The sequence below is a fragment of the Kitasatospora sp. NPDC056138 genome (genome assembly GCF_042264695.1).
GTDB lineage: Bacteria > Actinomycetota > Actinomycetes > Streptomycetales > Streptomycetaceae > Kitasatospora.
This window is the reverse complement of record NZ_JBHJVK010000004.1, coordinates 241,539-255,545: the sequence shown is the minus strand read 5'-3', so window position 1 is coordinate 255,545 and position 14,007 is coordinate 241,539. Positions and strand designations below refer to the sequence as shown.

Sequence of the window (14,007 nt, the reverse complement as noted above, 5' to 3'; positions counted from 1 at the left end):
ACTCCCACTCCCCCCACCCCCCCGCGCCCGCCTGCGCCCCCGAGGGGGGCCCGGCCCGCCGCCCCCGCCCCCCCGGCCGTTCGGATCTCCGCCTCGCCGACGGGCCTGCTCGGCGGGCCGGAGCCGTCGCGTCACGTGCAGGCCGACCACCGGGCCCGAACGGGCGGCCGTGGCGGGCCCGCCCCCGGATGCCGTCGACGGTGACGAACTCGTCGCGGGCGGGCGGGAGTTCCGGCCGGAGGGCGACGAGGGGCGGCGTCCCCGGGGTCTCGGTGTCCCCGGGGGTCGATCCACCGGTGCGGAGATCCCGCGCGGCGCGGGCCGCCGGCCGCGAGGAGGTCCTCCGGCCGCAAGGGGGCCCTCCGGCCGTCCGGAGAGGCCGAGTTCGGCATCGGAGTGGTGGCCGTCCTCGCTGGAGGCGGGGACGGCGAACCGCCCGCGACTCCACCCTGCGAGTGGGCACCGGTCCACCGGAGTCGAGCAGGGCACGAGCTTCACGATCCGGGTGATTGGGTGGGGATCGGGTGGACGTCCCCAACCCTGGCTGTGACGCGGCCGGTTAACTGTATGGAGGCGCTGTCATTCTGTTGCCGTTCTCAGCTTGTTCACAGTTGACTGTTTTTTAGTAAGGAATTGCTCAGGCTTGGACCCAATCCTGAGAGTTTCCTGGGAACTTCGGATCAGCGCTCCCGCATCGGAGCGACCCCCACTTCCCGGAGGATCCCGTGCGACCCCGCTCGCTCGCCCTTGCCTCGGCACTCGCCGTACTGCCACTGACCGTGGCCTCCCTGGGTGCCACGACCGCCTACGCCGCGCCGACGCCCCACGTCTCGGCGCCCCGGGTGGCCCTGCCCAACACCGTGACCCCCGCGGTGGCCCACTCCCAGAAGCAGGGCGACGTCCCCGCCGCCCAGCAGATATCCGTCGCGGTCAGCCTCAAGCTGCGCAACACCGCGCAGCTCGACCGGTTCCTGGCCGCCGTCAGCACCAAGGGCTCGCCGGAGTACGGGCACTACCTGACGCCGGCCCAGTTCACCGAGCGCTTCGGCCCGACCCAGGCCGACGTCGACCAGGTCCGCTCGTACCTGGCGGACCAGGGCCTGAAGGTCACTTCGGTCAGCGCCAACCGCCAGGTGGTCAACGCCAGCGGCAGCAACGCGCAGATCGCCAAGGCCTTCGGCACCCACGAGAGCCGCTACGTCGACAAGCTGGAGAACAAGGCGTTCTTCGCCAACGACGGCGCCGCCTCGGTGCCGACCGCACTGGCCAAGGTGGTCCAGGGCGTCACCGGTCTGAACAACAAGACCGTGCGCACCACCCGCCTCGCCAAGCCCAAGGCGGCGACTCCCCGGGACACCCCGAGCGGTGTCGGCCCCGCGCAGTACAACGGTGCCTACAGCCTCGACAAGCTCGGCGCCGACGGTACCGGAACCACCGTCGCCCTCTGGGAGTTCGACGGCTACGACTCCAACAACCTCACCACCTACGACAGCCAGTTCGGCCTCTCCGGCCCGGCCGTCAGCACCGTCTCGGTGGACGGTGCCAACTACGACAGCTCCCCCGGTGAGGGTCAGGGCGAGGTCGAGCTGGACTCCGAGATCGTGCGCGGTGTCGCTCCCCAGGCCCAGCAGCTGGTCTACGAGGCCCCCAACAGCGACCAGGGCGAGCTGGACATGGCCGCCCAGATCGTGTCGGAGAACAAGGTCTCGGTCATCTCCATCTCGTGGGGCTCCTGCGAGCCGGACACCACGGCCGCCTCGATGACCGCGGTGGACAACTCCTTCAAGCAGGCCGCCGCCCAGGGCATCAGCATCTTCTCCGCCTCCGGTGACGACGGCTCGCGCGACTGCACCCGCTCCACCAGCGGCTCCTCGGTCAAGGCGGTCGACTTCCCCGCCTCGGACCCGTACGTGACCGGCGTCGGCGGCACCAACCTGAGCGTGAACAGCGACAACAGCTACTCCTCGGAGAGCGCCTGGAGCACCGCCGGCGGCGGCGTCTCCACCCAGTTCGCGCAGCCGAGCTGGCAGACCGGCACCGGCGTCAGCGGCAGCATGCGCACCGTGCCGGACGTCTCCTCCAACGCCGACCCGGCCAGTGGCTTCGCCATCTACACCGGCGGCGGCTGGCAGGTCTACGGCGGCACCTCCGCTGCGGCCCCGCTCTGGTCCGGCTACGCCGCGCTGTTCAACCAGAAGGCCACCGCGGCCGGCCAGTCGGCGCTCGGCGAGGCCAACCCCAAGCTGTACTCGGTCGCCAACGGCGGCAACTACGGCTCGGCCTTCCACGACGTCACCTCCGGTGCCAACCAGGACTTCTCCGCCGGCACCGGCTACGACCAGGTCACCGGCTGGGGCTCCCCGGCCGCCGACGGCCTGACCTCGGCCCTGCTCGGCGGCGGCCAGTAGCAGCGCCGGACGCCACCCGAGACCGTCTCTGACGGCCGTCAGTTCCGGTTGCCGGTACGGGATCCCACTCCGTACCGGCAACCGGGCTTCCAGCGTGTGGTGCTCAACGGCCGGGGAACGTGCAGGGACGAAGGGAGCGCCGCTCGTCAGGGCGCGGCCCACACCGCGCCGGGCGCGGACCGGACCACGCGGGGGACGCGGGTGCGCGTCGGCGTGACCGGTGGGCGGGCCGCTCCGCCTCCGGTGCACACCCGGGCGCTAAGGTCCGTACGGAGACCGGATGCTGAGGAGAGGCCCGCATGACCGAGGTATCGACGCAGGGTGCTGGGCTGCTGGGGCGCCGTGCGCTGGTCGGCGGGCTGGCGGGGGTGGTCCCGCTGCTGCTGGCGGGGTGTTCCTCGCGCGGCGGCAAGAGCGGTGGGGCGGCTGCCCCGGCGGCCGGCGCCTCCCGGGCAGCGGCGGCCGCACCGACCGGGACGGCCTCGACGGCCGGGACGGCCGCACCGACCGGCGGCGGTGCCGGGGACGTGTTCGTGATGATCATCAGGCATGGGGAGAAGCCCGACGGCAGCCACCCCGGGATCGACGAGAACGGCCACCAGGACAGCCACTCCCTCACCGAACGCGGCTGGGCCCGCGCCAAGGCCCTGCCGCAGCTCTTCGACCCGCCGCAGGGACAGCCGCTCAAGCCGGGCCTGGCCCGTCCGGGCAAGATCTTCGCTGCGACCGACCAGGGCCCGCTGGCCGGTGCCCACCGGATGCGGCAGACCGTCACCCCGCTGGCCGGCCGGCTCGGCCTGACGATCGACACGACCTACGCCGAGTCCCGGGAAGCCGATCTGGCGAAGGCCGTCCTGGCCGCCTCCGTACCCGTCCTGATCTGCTGGGAGCACTCCCGGATCCCCCAGATCGTCAAGTCCCTCGGCGCCGACTCGTCCGGCGCGCCCGCCACCTGGCCGGACCGCTTCGACCTGGTCTGGGCCTTCACCCGCACTGCCGGGAAATGGACGTTCCGCGAGATCCCCCAGCACCTCCTCGACGGCGACGCCTGACGGCCGTTCGGCGTGAGTCCCGTCCGACTTCTCCGGGATCGCACCGCGTCCGGGATCCCACCGCGTACGGCAGCGCACCGCGTACGGCAGTGCACCGTGTCCGGGATCGCACTGCGTACGGCAGCGCACCGCGACCGGGATCCGCCCCGGCCGGGCGCCCGGTGCCGGACTCGATCGGGGTCCGGCCGGTGAGAGAGCAGGCGCGGCGCCGACCCGGTGGAGCGTGGACCGCTCAACTCTCCGTCCCCCGTTGGGCGTCGTGCGCCAGCAGCGCGACGTAGAGCGAGGTGAACTGCTCCAGGTCGTCCAGCTCGGTGCCGAGCAGCACCTCGATGCTCCGCAACCGCCGGTACAGCGCCGGTCGGCTGATGTGGTGCTCCTGGGCGGCCAGCGACTTGTTGCAGCCACTGCGGAGGTAGCTGCGCAGCACGTCCAGCAGCTCGGGCCGGCCGAGCAGCGGTCCCAACTCCCGTTCGATGAAAGCCTGTAGCTCCGGTTCGTCGCGCAGCAGGCGCACCAGTCCGCGCAGCCGTACGTCGCGCAGCCGGGCGACCGGGCCGGTCGGCGGCGCGGCCAGCGCCGCGTCCGCGACGTGCACGGCCTCCAGGAAGGAGCGGCGGACCTCGTCCAGCACGGGACAGGTGAACCCGGCGCCCGCTGCCGCCTCCGAGCCCAGCGCGCCGAGCCGTTCGTGCACCCGTTCGGCGAAGCGGGACACCTCGGAGTCGACGTCCCGCCCGCACGGGATGCTCAGCAGGACGGCCGTCGCATCCGGGCCGATCCGCGCCGCCAGCCCGGCCGGCCCCTCCGGGGCGGTCCGGCGTCCGCCGGTGCACGGCCGTCCGCCGGCCTCCGGACGGTCGTTCGCGAGGGCTCGCTCGACCGACTCCCGTACCGCTCCCGACTCGCCGGCCCGGCGCGGCCGGAACACCACCGGGACGAACCGGCGCCGATCGACCGGGAGCCCCGCCGCCCGGACGCGCGGCAGCAGTTGCTCGGGACGGGCGGTCCCCGAAGCCAGGTCGGTCAGCAGGGCCTCGGCGGCCTGGTCCTCCCAGCAGTGGGCCCGGCCGTCGGCGGCACCGGGGCGGTCGGTGAGCAGCCGGTGTACGGCCAGCGCCTCCGCCGCCCGCTGCGCCAGCATCCGTCCGGCATCGGCCGGACCGGGGTGGCCGAACAGCGCCAGATGCCCCCACTGCCGGCCGCGCGCCTCCAGCCGGGCGACCACCCAGCCGTCCGGTCCGACCGTCACCGGTCCGTCGCCGTCACTGTCGCCGCCGACCACTCGGGCCCCCGCGCGGTCGGCGGCACCGCGCCGGTCGGCGGTGTGGCTGCGGTCGGCCTGCGGGGGATCGTCCCGGCGGCCGCGGGCGAGCAGTCCGGCGACCTGGCGCGAGATGCGTTCCCAGTCGCGCAACAGGTCGTCCAGCGCACCCCGTTCACCTGCCGTCGCCAGCACCCGGTGCGCGAGGTTGGCCACCACCACGGGGCCGCCGCTGTAGCCGGCGATCTCGTCGAGCAGCCGTTGCAGCGGGACCCCCGACAGGTTGAGCGCGGTCAGTGAACTGCGCATCCGTTCCGACAGGTCCAGCGCCGCGAACCGGCCGTGCACCAGGCGGGCATGGACCTCCTCGGTCAGCCGGGCGAACGGCGCGGGCCGGTGCAGCACGATCAGCGGTACCCCGCAGCGCTCGGCGGTCCGTCGCATCGCCTCGGGAGTCGTCCGGAACGCCCGACCGAGACCCAGTACCACCGCCGCCGCGTCGGCCCGCCGCATCGACTCGACGTACTCCACCTGCGCCCGCTCGTCACCGGCCAGCAGCAGCCCGGTGGTCAGCACCATCTCGCCCCCGGTCAGCATCACCGCCACGTCCGGCGCCTCCGCCACGTGCAGCCAGCGCACCGGCCGTTCCAGCCGCTCGGGGCACGCCACCACCTCGGCGTCCCACTGCGCCACCAGTTCCAGCCGCAGCACGTCCCGCACGGTCAGCCGCGCCGTCGCCGGGGGCACCTCCGCGTCCACAGGGTCTCCCGCTCGCAAGATCTCCCCTTTCGGTGGAGCGGGAGTCTAGAGCGTATTGCGCGCGGAAGTGAGAGGGCGGGGAGGGGAGTTCCGCCCCGGACCGGTGCCGCACCGGCCGGTTGTTGCTGCCGTGCGCCGCCTCGGCGTGTGCTCTCGAACGGCCGACGGCGTCCGGCGGGCCGCCGGTCCGACGTCGGGTCCGACCGCCGGTTCGGCCGACGTCCGGAGCTGCGGCGGGATCACGTGGACGCCACGACGGAGGCTCGTCTCAGATCGTGTTCGGCGAGGAAGGCGATGCCGACCGCCGCGTAGTAGACGATCGACTTCAGGCTGAAGATGGCCCCGATGAGCAGCAGGAATCCGGAACTGTCGGACGTGATGGCGCCGATCGCGGCGGCGGTCAGGACCAGTGCGAGGGCGAGTTCCACACGGACCGAGGTGAGTACCCGCCATCCCGAGGCCCCGGCCTTGAACTTGCTGGTGCGGCGCCAGGCCGTGTTCTTGGTCAGGATGCCGTGGAGCGTGGCGCAGGTGCAGATCCACGACAGGGACGAGTCCACCACCATGGCCATGACGGTGCCCCTGGATGCGGAACCGGCGATGTACCGGTAGCGGCACCAGCGGAGCGCCAGCGCGGAACTCAGGCCCATGCCCAACCCGAACCAGAGGGCCGAGGTCATGGGCGGCTGCTCACCGTGGACCAGCATCGAGATGAGCGCGGCCAGGCCCAGTGGCATCGCGGTCACGAACGCGACGCCGCCGGTCACGAGGACGAAGCCGTGTTCCAGACCGAGGACCTTCTGCTGGAAGGACATCCGCGACGGCGTCGCGAAACGCCCGGGGAGGAAGAGTCTCCAGTGCTGCTTCAGCTGCTGGACCGGTCCGTAGGTCCAGCGGAAGCGCTGCTTCTTGAAGGCGGCGAAGGTCTCCGGCACGAGGCCCGCTCCCACCGGGTCGTCGAAGACGAACGACGTGTAGCCGACGGCCTGGATGCGGACGCCGATCTCGGAGTCCTCGGTGACGCACGATTCCGACCAGCCGCCCGCGTCGACGATCGCCGTCCGGCGCAGCAGGCACGAGGTGCCCATCGGATAGGCGGCCAGCCGGTCGTTGCGGCTGCGGAAGAGCATCGAGAACGACACCTGGTAGCCCCAGTAGGCGCCGGTGAGGAACAGGCTGTCCTGCCAGTCCCGGAAGTTGTACTTGGCCTGGATGAAGCCGAGCCGCTCGTCGTCGAAGTGCCCGACCAGACGGGAGAGGAAGTCGGGTGCCATCTGGTAGTCGGCGTCCACCAGCGCGACGAGCTCCGCGTCCGGGGCGGTCCGGGTCAGGGCGAAGTTGAGTGCGCCGCCCTTCGCACCGGCCAGCGGGGCGACGTGGAAGAAGTGGAACCGCTCGCCCAGCCTCCGGCAGTGCTCCTCGACGGGACGCCAGAGCGCCGGGTCCTTGGTGTTGTTGTCCACCACCACGACCTCGAAGTCGTCGTACTTCAGGCGGGCCAGCGCGTCGAGGCTGGCGATGACCACGTCCGGGGGCTCGGCGTAGCACGGTAAGTGGACCGAGACCTTCGGGCCGTTGACCACCGAGGACACGTGCGGCATGTTCCGCCGTGCCCACTTCTCACGGCAGAACGCCTCGATGTCGAGGAAGGAGTGCACGCACGACATGGGCAGCGCCACCAGCATGGACGGGATGCCCGCGATGAAGAAGGCCCGCGTCAGCGCTGACACGTCGATGGTGAAGGCGAAGTGGATGTACCAGGTCATGGCGGCCATCGCCGTCGAGTAGACGGAGACGAGCAGCAGGGACCCGGGCAGGTGCATGGGCGAGCGGCGGTACAGCAGGACGACCAGGACGGCTTCGACGGCGGCGATCACCACCAGCCAGGGCCGGAGCCCGTACCCGGCCGTCACCGCGACCACCGCGAGCACGCAGCCGAACGCCCCGATGCGGACGGCGCTGCCGGGATCCGATCGTGGGAGGTACCGGAAGAACACCAGAACGAGGGCGCTGCCCATCGCGAGGCTGTTGCAGACGAGCGCGGCACCGAAGAACGCGTCCACCGGTCGGCCCCCTCACCGAATAGCTGTCAGAGCGACCCCTTTTTCTACCTTTGCACCATCGGTGGTCTGCGCAAGCCAGGCCCCTGCACGGTCGGTGAACAGCCGCTTCCCGACAGTTCCCGGCGGGCTGGTCGGCGTTCCCGCCGTCGCCGTCGCCGTTACCGACGTGGGGCCCTCGGCCGCCACGAGCCACCACCGCCGGATCGCCACCGCCGGATCGCCATCGCCGGGTCGCCGCTACTGGGTCACGCCGCCGGGTCACCGCCGTTGGTGCGCTGTCGCCGGGTCGGCAATCCGGGCAGAGGCACCCGGACACCGGTGAATCGCCGTCGGCAGGTGTGATCCACGCAACTCGGAAGGGCGACGGCCGCGCCTCCGGCGGCAGGAACAGCACGTAGGGAGTCCCGGAACGGAACGAGCTCTCGCAGGCGGGGGAGGGAGGGAAGGTGGCGGGAAGGTTTGCCGCAGGTGTCCGCCGGCAGGTGTGCACCCGGTGCCTGCGGCCCGGGCCGTCACCACGTCCGAGGCTCGCGGGGTTGGTGCGACGGCGTGTCCTGGTCTGTGCGGAGGCGCACATTGCCCGGCCGGTGCCGGGGATGACAGAGTGCGGACCATGGTCACGTCCTCCGCTCCAGAGCAGAAGCAGGTCCTCGCTCCCGATGCCGTCTTCGACTGGCTCGACGAGGCGGCCGAGCTCCGTGCCCGAGCCGGGCTGACCCGTACCCTGCGCAGCCGTCCGGCCGATGACCCGGTACTGGACCTGGCCAGCAACGACTACCTCGGACTGGTGCACCACCCCGCCGTCACCAGGGCCGCCGCCGACGCCGCGCTGCGCTGGGGCGGCGGCTCGACCGGCTCCCGCCTGGTCACGGGCACCACCGCCCTGCACGGCGAACTGGAGCAGGAACTGGCCGAGTTCTGCGGCTTCGAGGCGGCGCTGGTCTTCTCCTCCGGGTACGCGGCCAACCTCGCCGCCCTCACCGCGCTCACCGACCCGGACACGCTGATCGTCTCCGACGCGTACAACCACGCCTCGCTGATCGACGGCTGCCGGCTCTCCCGCAGCGACGTCCACCGCGCCCCGCACAGCGACCCGGCGGCCGTCGCCGAGGTGCTCGCCGGCCGTTCCCACCGGCGGGCGCTGGTGGTCAGCGACTCAGTCTTCTCGGTTGACGGCAACGCGGCCCCGCTCGCCGGGCTCTCCGCCGCCGCGCGTGCGCACGGCGCCGCGCTGGTGATCGACGACGCGCACGGGCTGGGCGTGCTCGGTCCCGGCGGCAGCGGTGCGGCGGCCGCCGTGGGGCTCGCCGGGCAGCCCGACGTGGTCGCCACGGCCACGCTCTCCAAGTCGCTCGGTTCCCAGGGCGGTGCGGTGCTGGGGCCCTGGCGGGTCATCCGGCACCTCACCGAGACCGCCCGCACCTTCATCTTCGACACCGGCCTCGCCCCTGCCGCCGTCGGTGCCGCCCTCGGGGCGCTGCGCCTGCTGCGCGCCGAGCCGCAGCGCGCCGACCGCGCCCGCGAGGTCGCCCGTACCCTGGCGGACCGGCTCACCGCCGCCGGACTGCAGGCGAGCGTGCCGGACGCCGCCGTCGTCTCGGTCCGCGCCCCGGGGCCGGAGGCCGCCGTCCAGTGGGCCGCCGACTGCCGGACCGCCGGGCTCGCGGTGGGCTGCTTCCGTCCCCCGTCCGTCCCGGACGGCATCTCCCGACTCCGCCTGACCGCCCGTGGCGACCTGACGGACGCTCAGATCACCCATGCGGTGAGCATCGTCAGTGCGACGGCGCCCGTACTGCGGTAGGGACCGCATCCGCTGCCTCCGCACCGTGGTGGGACCTGCGCGAGCGCCGGGGTGCGGCCGGGAGGGCGCCGCCCTCCCGGCACGAGCCGATGACGCACTCCGACTGCACGCCCCAGCTGGACCAGGAGCGCACCGAGCGCATCCGGGCCTGGCGCGAACGGGCCTGCCGTGCGGCCGAGGCGGCGGCGGGGCCGGCACTTCGACCACCTCGGTCTGAGTCTGTTCGTGTCCCCGCAGGTCCGGCCGATCACGGGTGCGCCGCAGCTGCTCGACCACTCGGTCGAGTACCTCGTCTTCCGTCTCACCCGGTAGCTGGGTACAGGGGCGGGGTGGTGCGGACCTCACGGAGAAGAGTGGTGTCTGCACTATCGATCGACTGACGATGGGTCAGCAGACTGGACGTCATGATCCGGAAGTTGATCCTGCCCTCCGCCCTGGTTCTCCCGCTCGCCGCTCCGGCGGCCCGTACTGCGGCCTCCGCAGTCCCGGTTGCCACTCCTCCCGCCGCATCCGCTGTCCCGGCCGCGCCCGAAGCCTCAGCCGCGTGCGCTCCCCCTGCCGCGCTCGTCTCCCCTGCCGTGCTCACGGGGCCGGGCCACCGGCGCCGACCACGGTGCAGCGGGCGAGACTCGCCCTGTCGTCCGCCCACCGCTCCGCACCGACTCGGCACGGTCTCGCCGTATCTGTTCGGCACTTCCCGGCCCGGCCTCCGGGTCGGTACGGTTCCCCACCGCGAGTTGACGGTCAACGTGGCCAGTCCCGCCGTGCAGGCGGATCGTTACCCGCTCCCGCCGTAGTTCCGGGTCCGGTGCCGGCCGCTCAACAGATCCACCTCACGGGCTTCTTCGGTCGCCCGTTGGAGCACCGCGACAGCGGAGTGCTCGATCGGCCCGCACCCACCCTGCGCCTTGCGCCGGGTGCCGACGTCCCGCAGGCCGCCCGGCACACCGTTCGGCTCCGGCCCGGTGAGCCCGCAGCCTTCGTCGTCGGCTCCACTCGCCAGGCCCTGTTCCGTCGTCACGCTCCCGTCTTGTGAGGTCAGGTCATGACCAGTCCTGGACAGTGCCCCGGCAGCGCACCGGTTCCACCCGGCGCTTCAGCCCGTGTGGTGCACCAGCAGGGCCTCGCTGCCGACCGGGCGGTATCCGGCGGCCTGGAAGGTGCGGACGCTGGTCGCATTGCCCGGGCTCTGCTGCGCCCAGAGGTGCTCACCCTCCGGCAGCAGATGGCGCGCCGTCACCGCCAGTGCCCGGCCGAGCCCCCGTCCCCTGGCCTGCGGGTCGACCTCGATCGCGGCCTCCCACCGCCCGGCCACGCCGCGTCCGAGCACCAGTACCCCGCCGGGCGTGGTCCAGGCCCGGACGTCGTCGCGGAAGAGCAGGGCACGGACGATGCGAGGGTGCTCGTGATCCTCGATCTGCCGCATGGGCAGCGGCGGTTCACCGGGCAGCCGGTCGGCCACGGTCAGCAGATCGATGGTGTTGATCACACGGCCGGTCCGCTCGGCGAAGGCACTGAGGAAGAACGGGGACATCGGCGCGGCCAGCTGATCGGCCGGGGAGGCTGCGATGGTCTCCCGGATCCAGGCCGGGTCCTCCTCCGTGAACACCACGGCGTGGGCGCTGAACGCGATCACGCCCGCTTCGCGCTCGTTCGGCTGCGGCACCACCGTGACCGATCCGTCGGCAGATGGGAACAGTCCGTCGGCGGCCTCCGCCAAGATCTTCTCCAGCATGCCCTCACCCTACGGCTTTCCCCGGTGGCTGCCGGACGGGGTGGACGGGGCGGCTCTGCCGGGCGGTGGGGAGGTCCGACGGTCCGGCGGCAGGGGAGGGGGCCCACCCGGTCGGCGGAACAGATCCCGATCCGGGTGCCGTTCCGGTCGCCGTCTCGACGGTCCGGGCGGTGGGCCGGCCGGTATGACGTGCTGTCAGCGCTGCTCGGGCGTCTGCTGGGAGAGCCAGCGCAGCGCGTCCGACACCATCCCACGCCAGCTGTGGATGGAATGGCTCGCGGTGTTCTCCACCACGGTCACGGTGGTCGGCGACGTGGCTGCGGCCTTGAGCGCCTTCGCGTCCTCAAGTCCGTCGTGCGCGGCAGCGGCCTCGTAGAGGCTGACATGCGGGGGCTGCGCCGCGCTCCTGAGCATGTTCAACGGGCTGGCCGACTTCCGCAGTTCCGGGTCCTTGGCAGCAGCCGAAGTCGGCTCCGTGGCGGGGTCGTTGAACCCGGAGAACCCCGCCACCGCGTGGAACCGATCGGGGTGCCCGATGCCCAGCCGGGTGGCGCAGTGTGCCCCCGCGGAGTAGCCGGCCACCGACCAGCGTTCGGCAGCCGGGTCGGCACGGAAGTTGTCCAGCACCAACTGCGGTACGTCCTGCGTCAGCCAGGTCTCGGCCTTGACCTTGCCCGGGACGTCGACGCAGCCGGGGTCCTCCGTGCTGGACAGGCTGGTCTGGGGCGCCACCAGGATGAACGGCTGGGATCCGTGGTCGGTGATCAGTCCCTTGAGTTGCTCCGACGCCTGCATCGCGCCGAACCACACCGAAGGCGAGCCCGGAAACCCGGGCAGCAGTTCGATGACGGGGAACGTACGGCCCCGGTAGGCCGGATCGTCGTACTGCGGCGGCAGCCACACCAGCACCTGGCCCTCGACCCCCGAGGCGCGTCCCTTGACCGTGGCGGCCAGGACGTCGTTCGGCACGCCGGACAGGTCCTGGGCAGGCCGGAAGTCCACCTTCGTTGCGGGCGATTGCGTCGGCCCGGTTCCGCCTCCCGTGCCGCCGCCCCCCGTCGGTCCGGCTCCCGCCGGTCCGGTGGACGCGGCAGGTACGTTGGCGGCAGGCCCGGGCCCGGTCGGCGCGGTGGGCGAGGGCCGCCCTGCGGCGGATTGCACGAGGATCAGTCCTGAGACCATCGCCCCGGCGAGGCCCAGAGTGAGAGCGGCCCTGGTGGCGTAGCGGCGACGGCGGATCCTGCCGCCCTCGCGCACGATCGCCTCGAACGGCGCGGGCCCTACGGTCAGGTTGTTCACCTGGTTGGTGAGCGTCAGTTGGAGATCGGTCTCATCGAAGTCTGCCATTGAGCACCTCCGGTCGGGTGGTCTGCCATGTGTGGTCGGCCAGTTGGGGGTGGGCCCGGAGCTTCGCGAGCCCCTTCGACGCCTGGCTCTTGACGGTCCCGGCCGAGCAGCCGAGGGTCGCGGCGACCTCGGCCTCGGACAGGTCCTCCCAGTACCGCAGGACCACCACGGCGCGCTGCCGGGCAGGCAGTTCGGCCAGCGCGGCCAGCAGGACCTGCCGCTGGTCGAGCCGTGCGCTGGGATCGTCCTCCCCGTGGTGGGGCCGGTCCGGGAGGGTCTCGGTCGGGAACTCCACAGGCCGCTGTTTGCGGAACCGGTTGGCGTTGCTGGTTACCAGGATCCGGCGCAGGTACGCATCCGGGTTGTCGCTGCTCCGGACCCGGTGCCAGGAGGCGTACGCCCTGGCGAGCGCAGTCTGGGCCACGTCCTCGGCATAGTGGCGATCCCCCGTGAGCAGATAGGCCGTCCGCACCAGGGACGGCCACCGTCCCTGAACGAACTCCCTGAACTCTGTCTCGTCTTCCGCGCGCATCCAGGCGCACCCCCTTTCACCCTCCAGACCACCATCCGCATCGATCAGGTTGCCGCCCGTTCCGACCGGAATTCGATCACGCCGTCCACCGGCCTCGGCCGCTCGCCGCCGTGCCCGGTTGCTCTCCGCCGCGCTGGGGCCGCCGCTCCCGAAGCCGTCGGGGGTGGCACGTCCGAAAGCTCCTCCGCGAACTCCTCCGCGAACTCCTCCGCGAACTCGTCCGGGAATCCTCCGAGGATCTCCGGGCCCGTTCCGGCGAGCTTTCCGGGAACCTCCGGGGGAGCCCGGCGGCCCCGGGCTATCCTCGGCGCATGCCGAGTCCGCGTGAGCCCGTCCGGCTGGAGCCGTTGACCGCAGGTACCGTGCGCCCACACCCCGAGCGGGTCTGGTACGCGGCGTACGGCTCGAACATGCACCTCACCCGGCTCGCCTACTACCTGACGGGGGGCTGCCCGCCCGGCACGACGCGGATCTACCCGGGGTGCCGTGACAGGAGCGGGCCCGAACGCGCGATGCCGATCCTGCTGCGCGGGGAGCTGTACTTCGCACTGGAGTCCCGCACCTGGACCGGAGGCATGGGTTTCTTCGACCCGTTGCGTGGCGGCGAGATGCCGGCCCGGGCCTATCTGTTGACGGTGAGCCAGTTCTCGGACATCGTCGCCCAGGAGATGCGCCGCAGTCCGGGGACGGATCTCGAACTGAGCGGCGCCTTGACCGACGGCCATGCCGAGCTGGGGCCCGGCCGCTACGAGATCCTGGTGTGCCCGGGCATGCTGGACGGCTATCCGGTCCTGACCTGCACGGCATCCTGGCGAAGAGCCCGCGCGAAGTTGAACCGCCCGTCGGCCGCCTACCTGCGCCACCTCGCCGCCGGCCTCACCGAGGCCCACGGCTGGGACCTGGAGCGGGTCGCGGACTACCTGAGCACCCGTCCCGGCGCGGCCGGTTCCTGGTCGGCAGCCGAGATCGCGGCGCTCTGCGCGGTCTGAGGCATCATCCGGTTGGTCGGCGAGCAGGACGTGGAGCTCGCCCGGACCGTCATGCAC

General features: G+C 72.4%; 10 protein-coding genes. 4 read left to right on the top strand and 6 right to left on the bottom strand.

Features of this window, described 5'->3' with window-relative positions; genetic code table 11:
- Window positions 1-725 precede the first annotated feature (725 nt).
- Window positions 726-2,408: a protease pro-enzyme activation domain-containing protein gene (locus ACFC1R_RS05065; protein WP_375932861.1), complete on the top strand. Its 1,683-nt coding sequence runs from the start codon at window positions 726-728 to the stop codon at window positions 2,406-2,408.
- 299 nt (window positions 2,409-2,707) lie between these two features.
- Window positions 2,708-3,460: a hypothetical protein gene (locus tag ACFC1R_RS05060; protein ID WP_375932857.1), complete on the top strand. Its 753-nt coding sequence runs from the start codon at window positions 2,708-2,710 to the stop codon at window positions 3,458-3,460.
- 232 nt (window positions 3,461-3,692) lie between these two features.
- Here the strand turns inward: ACFC1R_RS05060 and ACFC1R_RS05055 are convergent, their stop codons facing one another.
- Both ACFC1R_RS05055 and ACFC1R_RS05050 read right to left on the bottom strand, forming a co-directional pair.
- On the bottom strand, window positions 3,693-5,483 hold the full coding sequence (locus tag ACFC1R_RS05055; RefSeq protein ID WP_375932855.1) for a PucR family transcriptional regulator: 1,791 nt from the start codon (window positions 5,481-5,483) through the stop codon (window positions 3,693-3,695).
- A gap of 239 nt (window positions 5,484-5,722) precedes the next feature.
- A complete protein-coding gene (locus ACFC1R_RS05050; RefSeq protein WP_375932852.1) occupies window positions 5,723-7,546 on the bottom strand; it encodes a glycosyltransferase family 2 protein in 1,824 nt (607 codons plus the stop codon).
- Window positions 7,547-8,159: 613 nt separating this feature from the next.
- Between ACFC1R_RS05050 and ACFC1R_RS05045 the strand changes: the two genes are divergently transcribed.
- Complete coding sequence (locus tag ACFC1R_RS05045; RefSeq protein ID WP_375932849.1) at window positions 8,160-9,347, top strand: 8-amino-7-oxononanoate synthase; 1,188 nt, start codon at window positions 8,160-8,162, stop codon at window positions 9,345-9,347.
- A 778-nt stretch (window positions 9,348-10,125) separates the two neighbouring features.
- Here ACFC1R_RS05045 and ACFC1R_RS05040 read toward each other — a convergent pair.
- From ACFC1R_RS05040 to ACFC1R_RS05025, 4 genes are all read right to left on the bottom strand, one after another.
- A complete protein-coding gene (locus ACFC1R_RS05040) occupies window positions 10,126-10,368 on the bottom strand; it encodes a hypothetical protein (RefSeq protein ID WP_375932846.1) in 243 nt (80 codons plus the stop codon).
- Window positions 10,369-10,443: 75 nt separating this feature from the next.
- Window positions 10,444-11,082: a GNAT family N-acetyltransferase gene (locus ACFC1R_RS05035; RefSeq protein WP_375932843.1), complete on the bottom strand. Its 639-nt coding sequence runs from the start codon at window positions 11,080-11,082 to the stop codon at window positions 10,444-10,446.
- Window positions 11,083-11,277: 195 nt separating this feature from the next.
- Window positions 11,278-12,429: an alpha/beta hydrolase gene (locus ACFC1R_RS05030; protein WP_375932840.1), complete on the bottom strand. Its 1,152-nt coding sequence runs from the start codon at window positions 12,427-12,429 to the stop codon at window positions 11,278-11,280.
- The gene (locus ACFC1R_RS05025) at window positions 12,413-12,961 is read right to left on the bottom strand and encodes a SigE family RNA polymerase sigma factor (RefSeq protein ID WP_375932837.1); all 549 of its coding nucleotides are present in this window, start codon (window positions 12,959-12,961) and stop codon (window positions 12,413-12,415) included. The genes ACFC1R_RS05030 and ACFC1R_RS05025 overlap by 17 nt, the downstream gene beginning before the upstream one ends.
- Before the next feature lie 311 nt (window positions 12,962-13,272).
- Between ACFC1R_RS05025 and ACFC1R_RS05020 the strand changes: the two genes are divergently transcribed.
- Complete coding sequence (locus ACFC1R_RS05020; RefSeq protein ID WP_375932834.1) at window positions 13,273-13,950, top strand: histone deacetylase; 678 nt, start codon at window positions 13,273-13,275, stop codon at window positions 13,948-13,950.
- Window positions 13,951-14,007: the final 57 nt, after the last annotated feature.

What these genes read in the sequence shown, in the direction of transcription:
- ACFC1R_RS05060 (WP_375932857.1), top strand. Translation starts at nt 2,708, where the DNA reads ATGACCGAGGTATCGACGCAGGGTGCTGGGCTGCTGGGGCGCCGTGCG.
- ACFC1R_RS05045 (WP_375932849.1), top strand. Translation starts at nt 8,160, where the DNA reads ATGGTCACGTCCTCCGCTCCAGAGCAGAAGCAGGTCCTCGCTCCCGAT.
- ACFC1R_RS05035 (WP_375932843.1), bottom strand. Translation starts at nt 11,082, where the DNA reads ATGCTGGAGAAGATCTTGGCGGAGGCCGCCGACGGACTGTTCCCATCT.
- ACFC1R_RS05030 (WP_375932840.1), bottom strand. Translation starts at nt 12,429, where the DNA reads ATGGCAGACTTCGATGAGACCGATCTCCAACTGACGCTCACCAACCAG.
- ACFC1R_RS05025 (WP_375932837.1), bottom strand. Translation starts at nt 12,961, where the DNA reads ATGCGCGCGGAAGACGAGACAGAGTTCAGGGAGTTCGTTCAGGGACGG.
- ACFC1R_RS05020 (WP_375932834.1), top strand. Translation starts at nt 13,273, where the DNA reads ATGCCGAGTCCGCGTGAGCCCGTCCGGCTGGAGCCGTTGACCGCAGGT.